This window comes from Ruegeria sp. YTSC199, assembly GCF_059609725.1.
In genome coordinates this window covers 71,829-91,228 of sequence record NZ_JBXWMF010000016.1, presented here as the reverse complement: position 1 = coordinate 91,228, position 19,400 = coordinate 71,829, and the positions used below count along the sequence as shown (strand labels likewise).

At 59.9% G+C, this 19,400-nt stretch carries 25 protein-coding genes; 16 read left to right on the top strand and 9 right to left on the bottom strand.

Features of this window, described 5'->3' with window-relative positions:
• Positions 1-59: 59 nt before the first annotated feature.
• The 4 genes from fliF to fliP are packed head-to-tail and all read left to right on the top strand — an operon-like array spanning position 60 to position 3,256.
• Positions 60-1,649: a flagellar basal-body MS-ring/collar protein FliF gene (gene fliF / locus AC2FEE_RS16020; RefSeq protein WP_496866328.1), complete on the top strand. Its 1,590-nt coding sequence runs from the start codon at positions 60-62 to the stop codon at positions 1,647-1,649.
• Complete coding sequence (locus tag AC2FEE_RS16015) at positions 1,649-2,245, top strand: ABC transporter ATP-binding protein (RefSeq protein WP_496866327.1); 597 nt, start codon at positions 1,649-1,651, stop codon at positions 2,243-2,245. Before fliF ends, AC2FEE_RS16015 begins: the two co-directional genes overlap by 1 nt.
• Positions 2,238-2,525 carry a FliM/FliN family flagellar motor switch protein gene (locus AC2FEE_RS16010; protein ID WP_496866326.1) on the top strand — a complete coding sequence of 96 codons (288 nt, stop codon included), beginning with the start codon at positions 2,238-2,240 and terminating at the stop codon, positions 2,523-2,525. The genes AC2FEE_RS16015 and AC2FEE_RS16010 overlap by 8 nt, the downstream gene beginning before the upstream one ends.
• Entirely contained in the window at positions 2,525-3,256 is a 732-nt protein-coding gene (gene fliP, locus AC2FEE_RS16005) for a flagellar type III secretion system pore protein FliP (RefSeq protein ID WP_496866325.1), read from the top strand. Before AC2FEE_RS16010 ends, fliP begins: the two co-directional genes overlap by 1 nt.
• 5 nt (positions 3,257-3,261) lie before the next feature.
• On the opposite strand, the gene AC2FEE_RS16000 is transcribed toward fliP, so the two are convergent.
• Both AC2FEE_RS16000 and AC2FEE_RS15995 read right to left on the bottom strand, forming a co-directional pair.
• Entirely contained in the window at positions 3,262-4,713 is a 1,452-nt protein-coding gene (locus AC2FEE_RS16000) for a sensor histidine kinase (RefSeq protein WP_496866324.1), read from the bottom strand.
• Complete coding sequence (locus AC2FEE_RS15995; protein WP_496866323.1) at positions 4,710-5,447, bottom strand: response regulator transcription factor; 738 nt, start codon at positions 5,445-5,447, stop codon at positions 4,710-4,712. Before AC2FEE_RS15995 ends, AC2FEE_RS16000 begins: the two co-directional genes overlap by 4 nt.
• 218 nt (positions 5,448-5,665) lie before the next feature.
• Between AC2FEE_RS15995 and AC2FEE_RS15990 the strand changes: the two genes are divergently transcribed.
• The 4 genes from AC2FEE_RS15990 to AC2FEE_RS15975 are packed head-to-tail and all read left to right on the top strand — an operon-like array spanning position 5,666 to position 9,837.
• Positions 5,666-6,910, top strand: coding sequence for an ABC transporter substrate-binding protein (locus AC2FEE_RS15990; RefSeq protein ID WP_496866322.1), 1,245 nt, complete (start codon positions 5,666-5,668; stop codon positions 6,908-6,910).
• 59 nt (positions 6,911-6,969) lie between these two features.
• Positions 6,970-7,842: a carbohydrate ABC transporter permease gene (locus AC2FEE_RS15985; protein WP_496866321.1), complete on the top strand. Its 873-nt coding sequence runs from the start codon at positions 6,970-6,972 to the stop codon at positions 7,840-7,842.
• Positions 7,835-8,734, top strand: a complete 900-nt coding sequence (locus AC2FEE_RS15980; RefSeq protein ID WP_496866320.1) for a carbohydrate ABC transporter permease — start codon at positions 7,835-7,837, stop codon at positions 8,732-8,734. Before AC2FEE_RS15985 ends, AC2FEE_RS15980 begins: the two co-directional genes overlap by 8 nt.
• 5 nt (positions 8,735-8,739) lie before the next feature.
• On the top strand, positions 8,740-9,837 hold the full coding sequence (locus AC2FEE_RS15975) for an ABC transporter ATP-binding protein (protein WP_496866319.1): 1,098 nt from the start codon (positions 8,740-8,742) through the stop codon (positions 9,835-9,837).
• Positions 9,838-9,893: 56 nt separating this feature from the next.
• Here AC2FEE_RS15975 and AC2FEE_RS15970 read toward each other — a convergent pair whose 3' ends face one another.
• Both AC2FEE_RS15970 and AC2FEE_RS15965 read right to left on the bottom strand, forming a co-directional pair.
• Positions 9,894-10,502 (bottom strand): MlaC/ttg2D family ABC transporter substrate-binding protein, encoded by a 609-nt coding sequence (locus tag AC2FEE_RS15970; protein WP_496866318.1) that lies wholly within the window; start codon positions 10,500-10,502, stop codon positions 9,894-9,896.
• Entirely contained in the window at positions 10,492-11,262 is a 771-nt protein-coding gene (locus tag AC2FEE_RS15965) for an MlaA family lipoprotein (protein WP_496866362.1), read from the bottom strand. The genes AC2FEE_RS15970 and AC2FEE_RS15965 overlap by 11 nt, the downstream gene beginning before the upstream one ends.
• A gap of 335 nt (positions 11,263-11,597) precedes the next feature.
• Between AC2FEE_RS15965 and AC2FEE_RS15960 the strand changes: the two genes are divergently transcribed.
• From AC2FEE_RS15960 to AC2FEE_RS15945, 4 genes are read left to right on the top strand one after another with little or no spacing between them, the layout of a single operon-like run.
• Positions 11,598-12,053, top strand: a complete 456-nt coding sequence (locus tag AC2FEE_RS15960) for a RidA family protein (protein ID WP_496866317.1) — start codon at positions 11,598-11,600, stop codon at positions 12,051-12,053.
• The gene (locus AC2FEE_RS15955) at positions 12,050-12,817 is read left to right on the top strand and encodes a glycerophosphodiester phosphodiesterase family protein (protein WP_496866316.1); all 768 of its coding nucleotides are present in this window, start codon (positions 12,050-12,052) and stop codon (positions 12,815-12,817) included. The genes AC2FEE_RS15960 and AC2FEE_RS15955 overlap by 4 nt, the downstream gene beginning before the upstream one ends.
• Positions 12,818-12,862: 45 nt before the next feature.
• Positions 12,863-14,050 carry a GNAT family N-acetyltransferase gene (locus tag AC2FEE_RS15950; protein WP_496866315.1) on the top strand — a complete coding sequence of 396 codons (1,188 nt, stop codon included), beginning with the start codon at positions 12,863-12,865 and terminating at the stop codon, positions 14,048-14,050.
• Positions 14,047-14,340, top strand: coding sequence for a 4a-hydroxytetrahydrobiopterin dehydratase (locus AC2FEE_RS15945; RefSeq protein ID WP_496866314.1), 294 nt, complete (start codon positions 14,047-14,049; stop codon positions 14,338-14,340). Before AC2FEE_RS15950 ends, AC2FEE_RS15945 begins: the two co-directional genes overlap by 4 nt.
• Here AC2FEE_RS15945 and AC2FEE_RS15940 read toward each other — a convergent pair.
• From AC2FEE_RS15940 to AC2FEE_RS15925, 4 genes are all read right to left on the bottom strand, one after another.
• Positions 14,337-14,642: a hypothetical protein gene (locus tag AC2FEE_RS15940; protein WP_496866313.1), complete on the bottom strand. Its 306-nt coding sequence runs from the start codon at positions 14,640-14,642 to the stop codon at positions 14,337-14,339. The two genes, AC2FEE_RS15945 and AC2FEE_RS15940, sit on opposite strands and share 4 nt — an antisense overlap.
• A 47-nt stretch (positions 14,643-14,689) precedes the next feature.
• A complete protein-coding gene (locus AC2FEE_RS15935; RefSeq protein ID WP_496866312.1) occupies positions 14,690-15,037 on the bottom strand; it encodes an EF-hand domain-containing protein in 348 nt (115 codons plus the stop codon).
• An 11-nt stretch (positions 15,038-15,048) separates the two neighbouring features.
• Entirely contained in the window at positions 15,049-15,294 is a 246-nt protein-coding gene (locus AC2FEE_RS15930; RefSeq protein WP_496866311.1) for a YMGG-like glycine zipper-containing protein, read from the bottom strand.
• A gap of 102 nt (positions 15,295-15,396) precedes the next feature.
• Positions 15,397-15,882, bottom strand: coding sequence for a peroxiredoxin (locus AC2FEE_RS15925; protein ID WP_496866310.1), 486 nt, complete (start codon positions 15,880-15,882; stop codon positions 15,397-15,399).
• A 98-nt stretch (positions 15,883-15,980) separates the two neighbouring features.
• Between AC2FEE_RS15925 and AC2FEE_RS15920 the strand changes: the two genes are divergently transcribed.
• The 4 genes from AC2FEE_RS15920 to AC2FEE_RS15905 are packed head-to-tail and all read left to right on the top strand — an operon-like array spanning position 15,981 to position 18,580.
• Positions 15,981-17,192: an NAD(P)/FAD-dependent oxidoreductase gene (locus tag AC2FEE_RS15920; protein WP_496866309.1), complete on the top strand. Its 1,212-nt coding sequence runs from the start codon at positions 15,981-15,983 to the stop codon at positions 17,190-17,192.
• Entirely contained in the window at positions 17,189-17,749 is a 561-nt protein-coding gene (rsmD, locus tag AC2FEE_RS15915) for a 16S rRNA (guanine(966)-N(2))-methyltransferase RsmD (protein ID WP_496866308.1), read from the top strand. The genes AC2FEE_RS15920 and rsmD overlap by 4 nt, the downstream gene beginning before the upstream one ends.
• On the top strand, positions 17,742-18,377 hold the full coding sequence (locus AC2FEE_RS15910) for an HAD family hydrolase (RefSeq protein WP_496866307.1): 636 nt from the start codon (positions 17,742-17,744) through the stop codon (positions 18,375-18,377). Before rsmD ends, AC2FEE_RS15910 begins: the two co-directional genes overlap by 8 nt.
• A gap of 23 nt (positions 18,378-18,400) precedes the next feature.
• Positions 18,401-18,580: a hypothetical protein gene (locus AC2FEE_RS15905; protein WP_496866306.1), complete on the top strand. Its 180-nt coding sequence runs from the start codon at positions 18,401-18,403 to the stop codon at positions 18,578-18,580.
• Here the strand turns inward: AC2FEE_RS15905 and map are convergent.
• A complete protein-coding gene (gene map / locus AC2FEE_RS15900) occupies positions 18,568-19,380 on the bottom strand; it encodes a type I methionyl aminopeptidase (protein WP_496866305.1) in 813 nt (270 codons plus the stop codon). The two genes, AC2FEE_RS15905 and map, sit on opposite strands and share 13 nt — an antisense overlap.
• Positions 19,381-19,400: the final 20 nt, after the last annotated feature.

Genomic DNA, 19,400 nt, shown 5'->3' with positions numbered 1-19,400 from the left:
AGGGCAATCGTCCAAACAGGGGATGCGCCGGGCAGAATGTCGGCGATTCGGAGGTGAGCGTGCAGCAGATCGGAACTGTCTGGGCAAGTTTGGACAAGCGTAAACAAATCATCATTGCCGGTGCGGTCGTGCTGGTGTTTCTTGGCGTCCTTGCGATGTGTCGTCTGGTGGCGGCACCGTCGATGACCTTGCTCTATGCCGGGCTGGAAAGCGGCGCCGCAGGGGATATCGTCCGCTCGCTGGAACAGCGCGGGGTTACGTACGAGATACGCGGCGGTTCGATCTATGTGCCCGGCTCGCAGCGGGATGAACTGCGCATGACCCTGGCCAGCGAGGGTCTGCCCGCGAATGGCAATCAGGGATATGAACTGCTGGATTCGCTCAGCGGCTTCGGCACCACGTCGCAGATGTTCGATGCCGCTTATTGGCGGGCAAAAGAAGGTGAGCTGGCCCGGACCATTGTCGGCAGTCCGCATGTCAGCCAGGCGCGGGTTCATATCGCCAACGGGTCGACCAACCCGTTTCAACGCAGTGTTGCGCCGACGGCCTCGGTTTATCTGGTACCGTCGGGGGCCCAGGTCACGTCCGATCAGTCCAAGGCGATCCGGTTTCTGGTAGCCTCTGCAGTCAGCGGCCTGGCGCCCGAGAATGTCACCGTTGTCGATTCGAACGGAGCAGTGATCGGGGCGCAAGAAACGGCCGTGACTGCCGACACAGCAGATGACAAGGCAAGACAGCTGCGTGAACGGGTGATGCGGTTGGTCGAGGCGCGCGTTGGCGCCGGGAATGCGGTGGTTGAGGTCAGTGTTGATACGGTGACCAAGACCGAGTCCATACGCGAACGCCGTATTGACCCCAATGGCCGTGTTGCCATCAGCACCGATATCGAGGAGCGGTCCGACAGTGCCCGCAACCAGTCTGCTGATGTCACCGTAGCGTCGAACTTGCCCGATGGCGATGGTGCCGGCGGTGACGAGTCGAACTTCAACGAGACGCAGACGCGTGAACGGGTGAACTATGAAGTCTCCGAGACCGAGTTGGAGGTGCACAATGCGCCGGGTGCAATCAAGCGACTGACCGTGGCGGTTCTGGTCGACGGCACGCGAAACGTCGATGCCGCCGGGATCGAAAGCTTTGAGCCGATGCCCGAGGCCGAGATGGACGCGCTAAAAGAGCTGGTGGCCTCGGCTGTTGGGTTTGACGAGGCGCGCGGGGATGTCATTACCCTGAAATCTTTGGACCTTCCGGTGGTTGAACCGCAGGGTACGATGGCCACAGCTTCGATCTGGCAAAAGGTTCATTTCGACGCGATGTCGCTGATCCAGATGGCGGTTCTGGCGATTGTTTCGCTGGTGCTCGGTCTGTTCGTGATCCGTCCGATCCTGACGAAATCGGCAATGGCGCCCGCTTTGCTGCCCGCCGGTACCACTCCTGAGCCCGAGGCGTATCTGACCGGTGAAATCGCAACCGACGAGAACGGTCAATTCGCATCACTTCCGGGGCAGGCGCCTGCGAGCGACGTTCCGGCATTGGTCGCACAGCAGGGAGCTGATCCGGTGGATCGTTTGCGCGCGATGATCGGCGACAAACAGGAAGAAACCGTTGAGATCCTTCGCAGTTGGCTCGAAGAAGGTGAGGAGCGTGTCTGATGTCGATTGCCCATCTTCTTGAGGATTTCACCCTACAGGCCGGGGGCGGCAAGCTGCACCTACTGGATGAGGACACGCTGGAAGAACAAAGGCTGGCCGCGTTTGAACAAGGCTACAGCGCCGGTTGGGAAGACGCAGTTCAGGCGCAGGAACAAAGCCGGGGACAGGTTTCCGCCGAACTGGCCAAGTCGCTTGAGGATATGTCCTTTACCTATCACGAGGCCGTCACCCGGATGACCCTGTCGCTGGAGCCGATGTTTCAAAGCCTGGTACAGGTTGTCCTGCCCGAGACTTTGGATCGCGGCTTTGCTGCGCGGCTGGTTGAACAGCTGACCGATATGGCGCGCGAACAGATCGGCCAGCCAATGCAGATTTTCGTGCCCACAGGTTGCGGGGGAGAGGTTGAGGCCCTGTTACCGCAGGATCTTTCCTCTCCCACCCGTGTGATCGAGGGCTCGTCATTGGAGCCCGGGCAGGCCCGAATGCAAGTCGGCACCTCTCAGCGCGAAGTGGATTGCAACGGCCTGCTGGCCTCGGTCGCCGGGGCATTCGACGCATTTGTATTTGAGGCCAAAGAGGCAGTGACCCATGAGTGATTTCCAGACCCCGAAACCCGAAAAAGCCAACCCCTTCGAGGCCGTTCCGATCGAGGTGACAGTCTCGGTAGGCCGCGCACGGCCCCTGATCCGCGATCTTTTGAACATGGGGGAGAATACCTTGCTGACGCTGGACAAGCGGATCGAGGACCCGGTTGACCTTTATGTCGGCGATCAACTGGTGGCCCGTGGCCTGCTGGAAGAGATGGAGGGCGATCAGGCCGGGCAACTGGCGGTGCGCCTGACCGAGATTGCGGATCTGCAAAACGGGATCGGTTGATGCGGGTTTTTCTCTGGCTGGTCGTTGCGCTAGCTACCCTGTCCCCATCCCTTGCCGCGGCGCAGGATCTGTCGCTGTCTTTGGGAGAGGGCGGCTCAATCTCGGCGCGGACCATTCAGTTGATTCTGTTGATCACGGTGCTCAGCCTCGCGCCGGGGCTGGCGATCATGGTGACCTGTTTTCCGTTTCTGATCACCGTCCTGGCGATCCTGCGGCAGGGCATAGGGTTACAGCAATCACCGCCCAACATGCTGATTGTCAGCCTGGCGATGTTCCTGACCTATTTCATCATGGAGCCGGTGTTTACCGAGGCGTGGACCACCGGCATCCGGCCAATGGTCGAAGAAAGGATGGAGGTTGAGCCGGCGCTTGAAGTTGCAATCCAGCCGTTCCGCTCGTTCATGGCTGCGCGGCTGGACCCCGATACGTTTCATTCCATGGCAGCCCTGCGCCCCGGCGGCGACGCTATCGCGTTGTCACCCGAGGCACCGCTGTCGATCCTGATGCCGTCCTTCATGCTGTCCGAGATTGCCCGCGCCTTTCAGATCGGATTTCTGATCTTCTTGCCGTTTCTGATCATTGATCTTGTGGTGGCGGCGGTGTTGATGTCGATGGGGATGATGATGGTGCCACCCGCGACCGTATCGCTGCCGTTCAAGTTGGCGTTTTTCGTCATCGCGGATGGCTGGTCGCTGATCGCCGGAGCACTGGTACGCAGTTACATGACCTAGAGTGGTTACTGCCGTGTGATCTGCAGGCGCGCACGCAGGCCCTGATCCCCGGCCTCGAAACTGAGAGAGCCGCCATGCTGTTCGGCAATCGTGGCTACAATGGTCAGGCCAAGGCCGAACCCGTCCGAGGACCCGATATTGGACCCGCGGCGAAACGGGGCCATCAGCGCCTCGATATCTGAAACGGAGAGATCGGCCCCCTTGTCCTCGACGGTGATGGTGGCTGTGCGGGCATCTGTTTCCATCTGCACCTCCGCATGGCGGCCATATTTCAGGGCGTTGTCGATCAGGTTGGTCAATGCGCGTTTCAGCGAGATCGGCCGCCCCATGACCAGCATCCGTCGCGTTTCCGGCAGCGACCCGTGTCCACGTCGCGACATGAAAAGCGACGGCGCGCCCTCGACCGCGACCGGGGCAATTTTCCTCAATGACACCGGCCGGTTCGTGTCCTGGTAGTCGGCGACCAGAGACTCGACCAGCGCGGTCAGTGAAATTTGACGCGGTTCTTCAACGCTTAGTTCCGAGCGGGTGTACGTCAGCACGCTTTCGATCATGCCGGTCATCTGATCTACATCCGCCTCTAGCTTTTCGCGCAGTTCGTCATCGGGGATCAGTGCCGCCCGCAGGCGAACCCGGGTGGCGGGCGTGCCCAGATCGTGACTGACGCCAGATAGAACGGTGGCGCGCTTTTCCAGCTGCGCCCGCTCGGCGTCCAGATGGTCGTTGACCGCCGAAACGATCTCGCGCAGTTCCGCCGGACCATCGGCTTCATAGCTGTTCGGCCCACCCCGGCGCTTGCGGTCGCGCAGCGCGCCTGCAAACCGGGTGAAGGTATCCGAGACATTGCCGACCGAGGTCAGGATGACCGCCAGCGCCACGACCGCAGCCAGAATGGCAGGCAGGCGCAGGTCGGCGGGGGCGGCCTTGCAGCCCCAGACATCGGTGCCATCCACCTGTCGCCAGTCATTGCGCCCGAACCGGGCGATCAGGATCGGTTCGCTGCAATAGGTGGCCAGCAGGCGGGTCAGGTTGCCCATCTTCTCAGCCCCGGTCTGATCAATGCGTGAAAGGATATCCGACACCGGATAGACCAGCCGATCCGACATCACCGCCAGCGTCAGTTCGCGTCCGGCCAAAGGGGCATTATTATCGGTCAGGATCGAAAGGTTGGTGACAAAACTGCGGTCAGACAGGCCGGGTAACTGTTCGAACTGACCTGCATCGGCCAGTTTCGCCGCTTCGGGCGACAAGGACGTAACCGTAACTCCGGGCGGAGGAGTTATCCCGACCCGCAACTCTTCGTAGACGGCAAAGCCTGAAACATAGGAGCGGGTCAGAAAGTCATCCCAGGCTCGGGCCGAGGAAAACCATAACCCTGCAGACAACAGGCCTGAGGCAAAAGCCGCCCCGGTCCAGATCCAGCCCAGGCTGCGCAGGCGCGGTGCACGCGCTGTCATGCGTCCTCTTCCACTGACACTTCAGCGGCAAAAACATAGCCGACGCCACGTTCGGTCCGCAGCATTTGCGGGTCTTTCGGGTTGGTCTCGATCTTTGACCGCAACCGCCCGACCAACATGTCGATGGCACGACCCTGTGCCTCGGGTTTGTCGGCGCTACCGGTGACGTCCAGTGCAGCGGCGATCTCATCCCGGGTCAGGGGGATATGCGGATTGGCCAGCAGGACCTTGAGCAGGGAGGTTTCCCGTTGCGACAGGGACACCAAATAGCCCTCGGGTGAGTGCACCTCATCCCGCTTGCCGTCGTATGTCCAGTTGTTGAACCGAAAGTTGCGCGTACGGCGGCGATAGGCCAGCGAGGGCGTGCGCCGGGCGCGTTGCATTACCGCGCGGACCCGCGCCAGCATCAGCCGGGGGTTGAACGGTTTGGCGATATAGTCGTCGGCCCCGACTTCATAGCCCGCCATACGCTGATGATCGGCGGATAGGGCCGAGACCAGAATAATCGGCACATCCTGCTCGGCCCGCAGGCGAGCGCAGATCTCAACCCCGTTCTCATCCCCCAGCATCACATCCAGCAGGATCAGGTCGATCCGGCCTGCAGTCAGGTGCGATCGGATTTCGTTTTCCGAACTGGCAGGCAGGGCGATGAACCCGTTCTGTTGCAGGAACTGAGTCATCATCGACCGCATCTCGGGGTCGTCATCCACCACCAAAAGTCGCGGAATGCTCACGCGGCTTGTCCTCCCAATTTCTGCTCCTCCGACACCATGCATTGTAACGAACGGAAACAGATTCAATGTCAACGTAACACGCTGTAACAAAAGCGGTGAATATTTGGACGGTGGGGAAGGTTTGGCGCGGATTCCGCGTTGCCAGGCGATGACAGGGCCTCAGTATGGCGGGGATCGCTGCTTCGGCAGTCACAAAGTTCTCAGGGAGGAGACACGAAATGAATCGTTTTGCATTTGCCACTGTTTCGACGCTGGCTGTCGCGGCCGCGTCGTCCGTTGTGGCCGAGCCACAGGCGGAAGTTCTGCATTGGTGGACGTCGGGTGGTGAGGCCAAATCGGTGGCCGTGTTGCAGGAAGAGTTCGCTTCGAACGGTGGCACCTGGACCGACATGCCGGTTGCTGGTGGTGCAGGGGACGCGGCGATGACCGCGCTGCGCGCACGGGTCTTGTCCGGAAACCCGCCGACTGCCGTGCAGTTGAAAGGTCCTGCTATTCAGGAATGGTACGAAGAGGGCGTTCTGGCCGATATCTCGGCCGTGGCCGAAGCCGAAGGCTGGGCCGACGTACTGCCAGCGTCGATCGCGGGCCACATGATGTGTGAAGGAACATGGTGCGCGGCCCCTGTGAACGTGCACCGGGTGGACTGGATCTGGGCCAACGCGGACGTTCTGGCAGCCAATGGCATTGAAATGCCGACCACCTGGAACGAATTCAATGCGGCTGCCGTCAAGCTGATGGATGCCGGTGTGATCCCGCTGGCCCATGGCGGCCAGTCCTGGCAGGACGCCACCGTGTTCGAAGCGGTTGTGCTGGGTCTGGGCGGCCCTGAGTTCTATCAGAAAGCGCTGGTCGATCTGGACCCCGAAGCGCTGACCTCGGACACCATGGTGCAGGTCTTTGATCAGATGCGCACGCTGCGCGGTTACGTGGACGAAAACTTCTCGGGCCGCGACTGGAACCTTGCCACTGCCATGGTGATGAATGGCGAGGCCGCGTTCCAGATCATGGGCGACTGGGCCAAAGGTGAATTCCTGGCGGCTGGAAAGAAACCCGGCGAAGATTTCCTGTGCGCCTCGACCCCCGGCGACGGCTATCTGTACAACGTCGATAGCTTTGCCATGTTCAACGTGGAAGGTGACGACAATCGTGCCGGTCAGGATTTGCTGGCCAAGCTGATCGTTGGGCCGAGTTTTCAGAAGGTGTTCAACCTGAACAAAGGCTCGATCCCGGCGCGGACCGACGTGGCGCTGGATGACTTCGACATTTGCGCCAACCTGTCGGCAGAAGACATGGGGTCGACCTCGGCCGCGGGCTCGCTGCTGCCGTCCTATGCCCACGGTATGGCGCTGCGCGGTGCGCAGGCCGGAGCGATCACCGACGTTGTGACTGCGCATTTTAACTCGGATATGTCCTCGGCTGACGCGGTTCAGCAACTGGCGGACGCAGTGGCAAACAGCTACTGATCCGAACCGGTTCTGCCCCTATACTGCGGGGCGGAACCTCTTTTCTCCCGGAGGAAAAAATGTCCGAATGGCTGGAAAACCACCTGCCCAAGGTGGTGCTGGCACCGTCGTTCATTGCCGTATTGATCTTTGTCTACGGCTTTATCGGATGGACGGCCTGGGTGTCACTGACACGATCGAAACTATTGCCGAAATACGAGATCAAGGGGTTCATCCAGTATGAACGCCTGTTCGACTCGCCCCGCTGGGATACGGCGATCAACAACCTGTATATCTTTGGCGCGCTGTTCATTGTGATCGCGATGGTGCTGGGTCTGTTGCTGGCGATCCTGCTGGATCAGAAAATCCGCGTCGAAGGGGCCATCCGGACGATCTATCTGTACCCGATGGCGCTGTCGATGATCGTGACCGGTACTGCGTGGAAGTGGATTTTGAACCCGGGTCTGGGCATTGAATCCATGGTGCAGGGTTGGGGCTTTAAAAATTTCGAGTTCGACTGGCTGGTGAACCCCGATTACGCCATCTACACCATCGTGATCGCCGCGATCTGGCAAAGCTCGGGCTTCGTCATGGCGCTGTTTCTGGCCGGTCTGAGGTCGGTGGACGGAGAGATCATCAAGGCCGCGCAGGTCGATGGCATCCCCACATGGCGCATCTATACGGCGATCATCATCCCGTCGATGGCCCCGATCTTCCTGTCCGCCTTCATCGTGCTGGCCCACCTTGCGATCAAGAGCTTTGACCTTGTCATCGCCCTGACGGGCGGCGGTCCGGGTTACGCGACCGATCTGCCGGCAACCTACATGTATGCAATGGCCTTTTCGCGCGGTGATATCGGTCAGGCGGCCTCGTCCGCGATGATCATGATGCTGGTCGTCTTTGCCATCGTGGTTCCTTACCTTTACTCAGAGCTGAGGGCTAAAAATGACTGATCTGTCGATGCCCCATACCGAAACCCGCACCCAAAGTGCTACGGGCAAGATTGCCTTGCGCTGGCTGCTGTATGCCCTGCTGGGCCTGTTCGCGCTGTATTACCTGATGCCGCTATTCGTGATGCTGACCACATCGCTGAAAAGCCTTGAGGAAATCCGCACCGGCAGCCTGATCTCATTGCCCCGCGAGGTCAGCTTTGACGCCTGGAAAACCGCATGGTCCGGCGCCTGTACCGGTATCCAGTGTGAAGGTCTGCGTCCCTATTTCTGGAACTCGGTCCTGATCGCGGTGCCTGCGGTGGCCATCTCGACCTTGCTGGGCGCACTGAACGGCTATGTCGTGGCGCAGTGGCGGTTCAAAGGGGCCAACATCATCTTCTCGCTGATGCTGTTCGGTTGTTTCATCCCGTTTCAGGTCGTGCTGCTGCCGATGGCACGTCTGCTGGGCATGATGGGAATTGCCGGGACCATTCCGGGTCTGATTTTTGTCCACGTGATCTACGGGCTCGGATTCACCACGCTGTTCTTCCGCAACTACTATGTCACGATTCCGTCCGAACTGACCAAGGCGGCCCGGGTCGACGGGGCCGGGTTCCTGCGGATTTTCTGGTCGATTTTCCTGCCGCTGTCGCTGCCCATCATCGTGGTGACCGTGATCTGGCAGTTCACGCAGATCTGGAATGACTTCCTGTTCGGCGTGTCGTTCAGCCAGGCGGGAACACAGCCTGTGACCGTGGCGCTCAACAACATCGTAAACTCCACCACCGGCGTCAAAGAATACAACGTCGACATGGCCGCCGCGATCATCGCGGGGCTGCCGACGCTGCTCGTCTATGTCGTTGCCGGTAAGTATTTCATCCGCGGCCTGACCGCTGGCTCTGTGAAGGGATAAGACCCATGGCTCCCATCCTTGATATCAACAAACTCTACAAGAATTACGGCGCAACTGAGATTCTGAAGGACATCAACATTTCGATCGAACCGGGTGATTTCCTGGTCCTGGTCGGCCCCTCGGGTTGCGGCAAATCCACTCTGCTGAACTGTATCGCGGGGCTGGAGGAGATCACCGGCGGTACGCTGTCCATTGGCGGAAATGATATGACCCATGTCAGCCCCAAGGACCGCGACATCGCGATGGTGTTTCAGTCCTATGCGCTCTATCCGACCATGTCGGTGGCCAAGAACATCACCTTTGGCATGAAGGTCCGCGGCGTCGATCAGGCCACGCAAGACGCGAAACTGAAGGAGGTCGCCTCGCTGCTTCAGATCGAACCGCTGCTGAACCGCCGCCCCAGCCAATTGTCGGGTGGTCAGCGTCAGCGTGTGGCGATGGGCCGGGCGCTGGTGCGCGATCCCAAGCTGTTCCTGTTCGATGAGCCGCTGTCGAATCTCGACGCCAAGCTGCGGGTCGAGATGCGGACCGAGATCAAGAGGCTGCACCAGACGCTTGATGCGTCCATCGTCTATGTGACCCACGACCAGATCGAGGCGATGACGCTGGCCACCAAGATCGTGGTTCTGAAAGGCGGTGTCGTGCAGCAGATTGGCACCCCGGCCGAGATCTACAACAACCCGGCCAACCTGTTTGTCGCCGATTTCATGGGCTCGCCCGCGATGAACCTGATCCCGGCGCAGGCAACCAAGAATGGCTCGGGCACAGAGATCGCCATCGCGCGTGATACGGGCGAGACTCTGGTGCTTAGAGATACGCGTGATCTGTCGTTGCCCAAGGACGTGATTCTTGGCCTGCGTCCTGAAGATATTGCCGAGGCCGGGTTCCGCGCCGGGGCTGGCGTGCAAGAGGCTGAATGCCTGGTCGATATGGTCGAACCAGCCGGGGCCGACACCTATGTGGTCTCGGAACTGGGCGGCAAGCAGGTCACCGCGCGTCTACACGCGGAAACCAGTGCGCAGGCAGGCAAGATGCTGAACCTCGCCTTTGACATGAGCAAAGTGTCCTACTTTGCCAAGGAAACCGGCGAGCGCTTAAACTAACAAAAAAGCGCCGCGCGAACCCAATCGCGCGGCGCTTTTTCAAACTGCAAACTAGGTTAGCCGACCTTGTTCCGGTTCATGTCCTTGATCAGACGGTTCAGGTCTCCGCCCCGTGCATCCAGCATCGCTCCGATTTCGGTCCGTTCGGTCAGCAGCATATTCACACCTTCGATGAACATGTTGAAGAACTTGTCACGGCCCGATTTGTCCGACACAAGGAAGGTCACCTCGAACGGTGACGAGCCCTGCAGCTTGACCGAGGTGCGCACCTCATAGCCTGCCTTGATCTTGCGGGCATTGCGCACGGTCACCTGACCGCCGATGAATTCGCGGAAGCGACGGCCGTATTTGCTTGAGATATAGCCTTGAAACGCCTTGGTGAATTGCCGCAACTGGGACGGGCTGGCCGAGCGGCCATCCGCCCCCAGCACGTAACGCGCCATGATCGGCACATCCGCATATTGCACGAAAATCTTCTCGAAATCGCGGATCATCGCTTTTTCGGATTTGCCCGAGGCGATCACGCGGTTGATATCGTCCACGACACTGACAACCAGTGCTTTGGCGCTGGCTTCGGTCTGGGCAAAGGCGGGAAAGGCGGTCAGCATCGCACCGGCCAAGCCGGTGGCGATAAAACCGCGTCTGTTCAAATGGTTATTCTGCATATGGGTCCTCGTAAGGGTCTAGATAGGGGTCCCTGACAGGGTCGGTTCCGGTATCTGCATAGGGGTCGTCATACAGACCCAGATAGGTTTCCTCATCATCCCGTGCCAGTTCGAAGCGACGGTTTTGGATGAAAATTGTCTGTGCCTGCGCGTAGCTGTCGGCGCTTTCATACAGGATAGAATCGATGGTGTCCGAGAACCGCCCCCGGTCGCCCATCCGGCGTACAACCTCGGCATAGACGCCGATGTTGTCGACCGGCCGGACCGGAGAGAAATTGATTGGGTTCGAGAACAGGTTGACGATGACGCCGATAGAATCCCGCTGTGTTGAGGGGCCATAGAACGGCAACTCGACATAGGCGCCTTCGCCGACGCCCCAAACGTGCAGGGTTTCGCCGAAATCGGTATCCACCGGTGGCAGGTTCAGCTCGGCGGCGGGGTCAGACAGACCTGCGCCACCCACCGTCGTGTTGATCACAAATCTCAGCAGCGCATTGCCGGATTGCTTGATATTGCCTTGCAGCAGGTAGTCCAGCGCTTGCCCCGGCATCGTCAGGTTTTCAGCAAAATGGTTGAAGCTGGTCACCATTGGGTCAGGCACGATTTTCACGTAGCCTTTTGAGGCCGGGCGGAACAGGAACCTGTCCACGCCTAGATTGAATTTGTGAATGCCCCGGTTGGTGTTTTCGTAGGGGTCGAACACTTCATTCAAAGGCGCACCCTCTGGCGGCCGCGTGGCGCAGGCGCTTAGGACTGTCATCAGGGACAGAACGATCAGGTGTATCAGGCGGAATCTGCTCAACACGGTCTTAGCCACTCCAAACCATTCGGGGTCGTTGGCCCGAATTATCAATCAATACTGCCAATGGCCACATTGCGCGGCCCAATCCGAGTTAACATATACGTTCCAATACAAGTATGAAACAGATAGCGTTTAACTCGTCCGACGGGCCGAGGTAAAGCGACACCGCTTCAACTGTCCGGAATAAGAAGAGTTACGCCCACCTTTCGGGCACGTCCATCCCCGTTTTCAGTCTTTCCGAACCTGACCTTCCCGGTTAGCTTCGCCGCGACTCAGGATATGGAGGAAACCTCATGAGCATCGCAGCGAAACTGGAAAGCCTCGGCGTCACCTTGCCGGACGCGCCGGCACCGGCGGCAAACTACGTACCGTTCGTACGGGTCGGCAACATTGTTTATGTATCGGGCCAGATTTCCAAAGACGATGATCTGATCACCGGCAAGCTGGGCGATGACATGGGGGTCGAGGCCGGAGCGGCGGCGGCAAAGATCTGTGCCATCAACCTGTTGGCCCAGGTCAAGGCGGCCTGTGGCGGCGATATCGACAAGCTGGTGCGCGTGATCAAGCTGACCGGTTTCGTGAACTCGACCGCGGATTTCACCGCGCAGCCGCAGGTGATCAACGGTGCTTCCGATTTCCTGGTCGAGGCGCTGGGCGATGCCGGTCGTCATTCCCGTTCCGCCGTCAGTGCTGCCGCGCTGCCACTGGGCGTGGCCGTCGAAATCGAAGGTATCTTCGAGGTCCAATGACACCTACCCTTCCTTCCGTGTTCCTGCAGACCCCGATCGCGCATAGGGCGCTGCATGACCTCTCGGACAACCGCCCGGAAAACAGCCGGGCGGCCATTCGGGCCGCGATCGAGGCCGGGTACGGGATCGAGATCGATCTGCAGCGGAGCTTGGACAATCGGGCCATGGTGTTCCATGACTATGACATGACGCGTCTGACCGGGCAGCCCGGCCCGATTCAGCAGGTCTCGGCGGCACAGGCGCAGGGCACGCGGCTGCTGCACGCGGATGATGGCATCCCGATGCTGGATGAGGTGCTTGAGATGGTGGGCGGCACTGTGCCACTGCTGATCGAATTCAAGGATCAGGACGGCGCGATGGGGGCCGATGTCGGACCGCTTGAGGCGGATGCAGTGCGGGCGCTGCAAGGCTATGACGGACCGGTGGCGCTGATGTCCTTCAACCCCAATTCTGTGGCCGAACTGGCGCGTATTGCCCCGCATCTGCCACGCGGTATCGTGACGTGCTCGTATCAGCCCAAAGCCGAGCTGTTGCCGCAGAAGGTCTGCGATCACCTGCGTGACATTCCCAATTTCGACCGGGTCGGCGCCAGTTTCATCAGCCATGAGGTCGCAGACCTGTCCCGCCCCCGCGTGGCCGAATTGAAAGCGCGGGGCGTGCCGATTCTGTGCTGGACAGTGCGGTCGCTCGAACAAGAAGCACAGGCGCGCGAGGTTGCCGACAATGTGACCTTCGAAGGGTATTTGGCCCCGCATCCGGGTTGAACCCTTCTCCCACCGTCACAGATAAAGGTCAAACGCGGAGGGCATATGGATCAGGCGCAAATCGAAGTTCAGGTTCTGGGATCGCTGTCGCAGATTTCTGCCGAAGATTGGGACAGTTGCGCCTGCCCCGAGGCTGCCGATGGCGGGCGGCCGCTGGACCCTTTCACTACTCATCGCTTTCTGTCGGCACTTGAAGGCAGCGGCTCGGTCGGGCAGGGCACGGGCTGGCAACCGCAATACCTGATTGCCTATCTGGACGGGATGCTCATCGGCGCAGCGCCGATGTATGTCAAGTCGCACAGCCAGGGCGAGTATATCTTCGACCACAACTGGGCCCATGCCTATGAAAACGCAGGCGGGCGGTATTATCCCAAACTGCAGATTGCCGTGCCCTTCACCCCCGCAACCGGGCGGCGCTTTCTGGTGCGGCCGGGCTATGAGGCGGTGGGCATATCGGCGCTGGTTCAAGGCGCGGTGCAACTGGCCGCCGACAATCAGGTGTCGTCACTGCACGCCACATTCTGTACCGAGGATGAGGCCATTGCCGGTGAGCAGATGGGTCTGATGCTGCGCACTTCGCAGCAGTTCCACTGGCTCAACGATACATATGCGGATTTCGACGGGTTTCTGCATGCGTTGTCCTCGCGCAAACGCAAGAATATCCGCAAGGAACGGGCGCACGCCTGTGGGTTCGGCGGTGAGATTCGCACTTTGACCGGCGATGAGCTGCTACCGGAACATTGGGATGCCTTCTGGCGCTTCTATCAGGACACCGGATCACGCAAATGGGGCGCGCCGTACCTGACCCGTCAATTCTTTGATATCGCGCATGAAACCATGGCGGATGATATGGCCTTGGTGCTGGCGGAACGCGACGGCTATCCGATTGCCGGGGCGCTGAATTTCATCGGGCGCGAAACGCTCTTTGGCCGCTATTGGGGCTGCGTCGAACATCACCCCTGCCTGCATTTCGAATTGTGCTACTATAGGGCGATTGATTTTGCCATTGCCCATGGTCTGGCCCGGGTTGAAGCCGGGGCACAGGGCGAACACAAGCTGGCACGAGGCTATATGCCCACGCGCACGCATAGCTTGCATTGGGTTGGTGACCCCGGTTTTGCCGATGCGATCCAAAAATATCTGGACGCCGAGGCCTCAGCAGTGGGAGAAGAGATCGAGATCCTGACGGAATATGGCCCGTTCAGGAAATTGAACCCGGAGGAACAGCAATGACCGAACTACTGTCGATCGAGACCCGCGGGCCGCTGCTGGACCCGCTGTTCAAGAATGGCTGGACCATGGTCGAAGGCCGGGATGCGATCACCAAGACCTTTATCTTCGAGGATTTCGTCCACGCATTCGGCTGGATGACTCAGGTGGCGATTTTTGCCGAGAAATGGAACCACCACCCCGAATGGTTCAATGTCTACCGCACGGTCGAGGTGACACTTGCCACTCATGATGTGGGCGGCCTTTCGGCGCTGGACGCCAAGCTGGCGCGCAAGATGGACAGTCTCTGCTAGCGGTTACCTTCACCGACGCCACCCGCCAATGCGGCGGTCACGCCCATTTGCTCGAACTCAGTCGGGGTAACGGTGCCGTTGCTGACGTCGATGTCGCCCGGAATACGCGTTGTCCGGTTGCCGATCTGGCGCACGCTGCGTGCAGCTGGGTTAATGTCCAGGCAACGATTGTTGTAACAGGTCAGCCCAGACGTGTTGATCTGAATGCGCGTCTGCCCGTCCGGCCCGGTTACCACCGGCGCCTGTGGAACGTCACAGGCCGCCAACAGGCTCAGAAAGCCGAGAATTCCCCATTTTTGCATAATACGCCCTCGCGTGGATGACCTCGCTGAGCGCGAGGTCGTCCGGTTTAATCCAGCTGGCCGTTCCGGTTTTTGTCGGCCGACAGGAAATCATCATTCATCTGTGCGTCGTATTCCGCCCTTGAGATAAAGTCATCGTTGTTCCGGTCAACGTCCTGAAACTGTTTGATGTCCAGAAACGGTTTGGCTTCCTGCAACCCCACCGAACCGTTCTTGTCCTCATCCATCTCCTGGAATGCATAATCGGAAAAAGCGTCGAACTCGTCCCGGGACAGGAATCCGTCATTGTTTGCGTCGATGGCTTTCAGCTCGTTGTCATGCAGTTCGCCCACGGTTTCAGCCGTGGCGGCACCGGCCAGCAAAACGGCCGCAGCGATAATAAGTCTACGTGTCATTCCGGCTCTCCTTAGCATGCGAATCTGTTACCTTCGACAGCACCGGCAGCGGCGCCTGCCGCTGTCAGGATGGATTTGCCTGACCCGCCGCCGAACTGGTTTCCGATGGCGCCGCCGATCAGGGCACCGCCTAGCGAGCCGCTGAGGCAGGCAATTTCATGCTGCCGCGCCGCCTGTTGTTGCGGGGTCGGTGCCGGGCCGCAGGCGGCCAGCGCCCCCGCAGAACCCAGCAAGAGTGTTATGATCTTCAGTTTCATCAATCAAACTCCCTGATTGTATTATTCAAATATTGGCAGATCAGGGCGTTGCATCAAGTTAAATGGTAGTCATGACCCCGGGGTACCCGAGGCCAACTGGTATCAGATGACGTCCAGCAGACCCTCACCCGCCGAAATTTCGCAGGCACCTGGGTTTTCTTCCAGGTTCAGCGCGACCACCTTACCGTCTTCGACCAGCATGGCATAGCGCTTGGACCGCGCGATCAGCCCGGCGGGCGGGGCGTCGAAATCCATACCGATGGCCTTGGTGAACTCGGAGGCTGCGTCGCCCAGCATTGTCAGACCGGCCTCGGTGGCGCCGGTGGCCTCACCCCAAGCTTTCATCACGAAAGGGTCGTTGACCGAGACACAAATGATTTCGTCCACGCCCTTGGCGTCGAACTGGCCCTTGGTGCGCATGAAGCTGGGCACATGGGCCGAATGGCAAGTCGGCGTAAATGCGCCGGGCACCGCAAAGATCACAACTTTGCGCCCATTGGTCTTGTCTGAAATCCGCACCTCTTCGGGGCCGTCCGCGCCCAATTGGGTCAGCGTGGCGTCGGGCAGCATGTCACCTGTTGAAATCATTTTAAGCTCCTGTCGTTTGGATTTGCAGAGTCGGGCTCAGCCGCAATATAGGTGGTCGTGTGGATGAGACCACGTGAATTCGACAGGGCGGGAGGAACATGAGCCATATTGTCGTGATCGGTGCGGGGCAGGCGGGGTCTTCGCTTGTCGCCAGGCTGCGTAAAGACGGGTTCGACGGGGACATCACCCTGATCGGAGCCGAGCCGCATCTGCCTTATCAGCGTCCGCCGCTGTCCAAGGCCTATCTGCTGGGCGAGATGGAGATGGAGCGCCTGTTCCTGCGGCCCGAGAGCTTTTATGCCGAGAACAATATTACCCTGTGTCTGGGTCAGCGCGTCACCGCGATCGATCCGCAGGCCAAGACCGTGACCGTGGGGGATGAGGTTATCTCTTACGACGAACTGGCGCTAACCACCGGGTCGGACCCGCGCTATCTGCCTGCCGCGATCGGCGGCGATCTTGAGGGCGTCCACGTGGTGCGCGATCTGGCCCATATCGACGAAATGGAGCCCCGCGTGACAGACGGCGCGCGCGCGTTGATCGTGGGCGGTGGCTATATCGGGCTCGAGGCGGCTGCGGTCTGTGCCAAGCGTGGGGTCAAGGTAACCTTGGTCGAGATGGCCGACCGTATCCTGCAACGAGTGACCGCGCCTGAGACCAGCGACTATTTCCGCGCGCTGCATACCGAATACGGTGCCGATATCCGTGAAGGCGTTGGGTTGGACCGTCTGGTTGGTGACAACGGCAAAGTGGTTGGAGCGGTTCTGACCGACGGCACCGAATTGCAGGTTGATTTCGTTGTTGTCGGCGTGGGTATCGTTCCTTGCACCCAACTGGCCGAGATGGCGGGGCTTGAGCTGGATAACGGCATCAAGACCGACGCCCATGGCCGCACCTCCGACCCGTCGATCTGGGCGGCGGGTGATTGTGCGTCTTTCCCGCATGGCGGTGCCCGCATCCGTCTGGAAAGCGTCCCGAACGCGATCGATCAGGCCGAGATCGTGGCCCAAAACATGCTGGGCGCGGCCAGGGATTACATCGCAACGCCGTGGTTCTGGTCGGATCAGTATGATGTCAAACTGCAGATCGCCGGATTAAATACAGGTTATGACCGCGTGGTGACCCGGAAGGGAGAAGGCCAGACTGTCTCTTTCTGGTACTACAAGGGTGATCAGTTGATTGCGGTCGACGCGATGAACGATCCACGCGCCTATATGGTCGGCAAACGCCTGATTGAATCGGGTAAGACAGCTGATCCTGCCATCGTGGCCAACCCTGACGCGGATCTGAAGCCGCTGCTCAAGGCGTGAGGATCATCGCCGGAGAGTTCCGGGGCCGCGCCTTGGCCTCGGTCGGCAAGGGGGATGCGGGCGCACATCTGCGCCCCACCACCGACCGCGTGCGCGAGAGCCTGTTTAACGTGCTCAGCCACCAGATCGACTTTGACGGGCTTCGCGTACTGGACCTGTTTGCGGGCACCGGCGCGCTGGGGCTCGAGGCTCTGTCACGTGGCGCGGCGCATGTGACGTTTGTAGATGATGGGCGCGTGGCACAGGGTCTGATCCGCAAGAATATCGACCTCACCCGCAGCGCCGACCGCACCGATCTGATCCGCCGGGATGCCACGCGGCTGGGCGAAAACCCGGGCACGCCCTATGATCTGATCTTTCTGGACCCACCTTACGGCAAGTCCATGGGGCAGAAGGCTATTGCCGCCCTGTCGCAGGGGTGGATTGCCGACGATGCTCTGATCGCATGGGAGGAGAACGCCCCGATGCAACCACCCGAGGGGTTTGCCCTGCAAGACAGCCGCAAATACGGCGACACGCATATCACTCTGATATGGAGCGATGCCACGAATGCATGATCTGGTCATTTTCGATTGCGACGGCGTTCTGGTCGACAGTGAACCCCTGTCAAATCAGGTTCTGGTCGACAATCTCGGGCGCTATGGTCTGGACTTGACCCTTGAGGACAGCGTGGAGTTTTTTGTCGGCGGTACGATGACCGGTGTTCGGGACAAGGCCAAAGAACTGGGTGCGGACCTGCCGGATAACTGGGTCGATGAGGTCTACGCCGAAACGTATGAGCGTCTGCGTCAGGGAGTTAACCTGATGCCGGGGGTTTCGGACTTGCTTACCACGCTTGACTCTCGCGGCATCCCCTTCTGCGTTGCCTCCAACGGCGGGCCCGACAAGATGAAGATCACGCTGGGGCAAAACGGTCTTTGGGATCGTTTTCAGGGCGTGATGTTCTCGGCACATGTGCTGGGCACGGCCAAGCCCGACCCGACGATGTTCCTGACAGCGGCGGAACAGTTCGGCGCCTTGCGGCCGGTGGTCATTGAAGACAGCGCCAGCGGTGTCACCGCCGCAATCCGTGCCAATATGCGCTGTCTGGCCTATGCGCCGCAGGGGGGTGGTGAAAAGCTGGCCAAGCTCGGCGCTGAAGTGATCACCGATATGGTCGAAGTTCCGGTGCTTTTGGGGATTTGACCGGGGCGTGCTAGAATTAAAGCATGGACCGCGCCCTGAATACCCCGATCTGGACTGTTCCGCAGGATACCGACGCAACCACCGGACCCGAGCGGAAACCCACCCGCGCGCCGGTGTTCATCCACGACGCGGTGACGCCATGGGGGCAGGAAACCCTGCTGCTGAAACTGATGCGCGATCAGGCCGCCGATCAGGAGGAGTAGGTCGGGTGAAATTTGTTGCCCGGTGACAGGGTAAAGATATCGACCCCATCTGCCGTCACACCCACCGAATGTTCGAACTGCGCCGACAACGACTTGTCGCGGGTCACGGCGGTCCAATCATCAGACAGTGTCTTGGTCTCGGGGCGGCCCAGATTCACCATCGGTTCGATGGTGAAGAACATGCCCTCTTCCAGAACGGCACCGGTGCCCGGACGGCCATAGTGCAGCACGTTGGGCGGCGCGTGGAACACCCGACCCAGACCGTGACCGCAGAAATCCCGCACAACGCTCATCCGATGCGCCTCGACATAGGCCTGGATGGCGTGGCCGATATCGCCGAACGTGTTGCCCGGCTTGACCATCTCGATCCCCTTGAACAAGGCATCATGGGTCACCTGGATCAGACGCTCGGCCTTGCGCGGCAGTTTGCCCGCCACATACATGCGCGACGTATCGCCGAACCAGCCGTCAACGATGACCGTGACATCGATATTCAGGATATCGCCGTCCTTCAGCCGCTTGTCGCCGGGGATACCGTGGCACACCACGTGATTCACACTGATGCAGCTGGCGTGCTGATAGCCCTTGTATCCGATGGTAGCCGAGGTTGCGCCTGCGTCCTCGACCATTTGGGTGATCAATCCGTCAATCGCGCCGGTGGTCTGGCCGGGAAAGACATGATCGGCAATGTCATCCAGAATCCGCGCGGCCAAGGCCCCTGCCGCGTGCATGCCGACAAAGTCTCCCTGTTCATAGATGCGGATACCGTCCTTGGTCAGACGGCCACGATGTTCCTTCATGGATGCGAGGCTCCAAATGT

Coding starts and splice junctions, on each gene's coding strand:
- AC2FEE_RS16015 (WP_496866327.1), top strand. CDS start 1,649: ATGTCGATTGCCCATCTTCTTGAGGATTTCACCCTACAGGCCGGGGGC.
- AC2FEE_RS16010 (WP_496866326.1), top strand. CDS start 2,238: ATGAGTGATTTCCAGACCCCGAAACCCGAAAAAGCCAACCCCTTCGAG.
- fliP (WP_496866325.1), top strand. CDS start 2,525: ATGCGGGTTTTTCTCTGGCTGGTCGTTGCGCTAGCTACCCTGTCCCCA.
- AC2FEE_RS16000 (WP_496866324.1), bottom strand. CDS start 4,713: ATGACAGCGCGTGCACCGCGCCTGCGCAGCCTGGGCTGGATCTGGACC.
- AC2FEE_RS15990 (WP_496866322.1), top strand. CDS start 5,666: ATGAATCGTTTTGCATTTGCCACTGTTTCGACGCTGGCTGTCGCGGCC.
- AC2FEE_RS15985 (WP_496866321.1), top strand. CDS start 6,970: ATGTCCGAATGGCTGGAAAACCACCTGCCCAAGGTGGTGCTGGCACCG.
- AC2FEE_RS15980 (WP_496866320.1), top strand. CDS start 7,835: ATGACTGATCTGTCGATGCCCCATACCGAAACCCGCACCCAAAGTGCT.
- AC2FEE_RS15975 (WP_496866319.1), top strand. CDS start 8,740: ATGGCTCCCATCCTTGATATCAACAAACTCTACAAGAATTACGGCGCA.
- AC2FEE_RS15970 (WP_496866318.1), bottom strand. CDS start 10,502: ATGCAGAATAACCATTTGAACAGACGCGGTTTTATCGCCACCGGCTTG.
- AC2FEE_RS15965 (WP_496866362.1), bottom strand. CDS start 11,262: ATGACAGTCCTAAGCGCCTGCGCCACGCGGCCGCCAGAGGGTGCGCCT.
- AC2FEE_RS15960 (WP_496866317.1), top strand. CDS start 11,598: ATGAGCATCGCAGCGAAACTGGAAAGCCTCGGCGTCACCTTGCCGGAC.
- AC2FEE_RS15955 (WP_496866316.1), top strand. CDS start 12,050: ATGACACCTACCCTTCCTTCCGTGTTCCTGCAGACCCCGATCGCGCAT.
- AC2FEE_RS15950 (WP_496866315.1), top strand. CDS start 12,863: ATGGATCAGGCGCAAATCGAAGTTCAGGTTCTGGGATCGCTGTCGCAG.
- AC2FEE_RS15945 (WP_496866314.1), top strand. CDS start 14,047: ATGACCGAACTACTGTCGATCGAGACCCGCGGGCCGCTGCTGGACCCG.
- AC2FEE_RS15940 (WP_496866313.1), bottom strand. CDS start 14,642: ATGCAAAAATGGGGAATTCTCGGCTTTCTGAGCCTGTTGGCGGCCTGT.
- AC2FEE_RS15935 (WP_496866312.1), bottom strand. CDS start 15,037: ATGACACGTAGACTTATTATCGCTGCGGCCGTTTTGCTGGCCGGTGCC.
- AC2FEE_RS15930 (WP_496866311.1), bottom strand. CDS start 15,294: ATGAAACTGAAGATCATAACACTCTTGCTGGGTTCTGCGGGGGCGCTG.
- AC2FEE_RS15925 (WP_496866310.1), bottom strand. CDS start 15,882: ATGATTTCAACAGGTGACATGCTGCCCGACGCCACGCTGACCCAATTG.
- AC2FEE_RS15920 (WP_496866309.1), top strand. CDS start 15,981: ATGAGCCATATTGTCGTGATCGGTGCGGGGCAGGCGGGGTCTTCGCTT.
- AC2FEE_RS15910 (WP_496866307.1), top strand. CDS start 17,742: ATGCATGATCTGGTCATTTTCGATTGCGACGGCGTTCTGGTCGACAGT.
- AC2FEE_RS15905 (WP_496866306.1), top strand. CDS start 18,401: ATGGACCGCGCCCTGAATACCCCGATCTGGACTGTTCCGCAGGATACC.
- map (WP_496866305.1), bottom strand. CDS start 19,380: ATGAAGGAACATCGTGGCCGTCTGACCAAGGACGGTATCCGCATCTAT.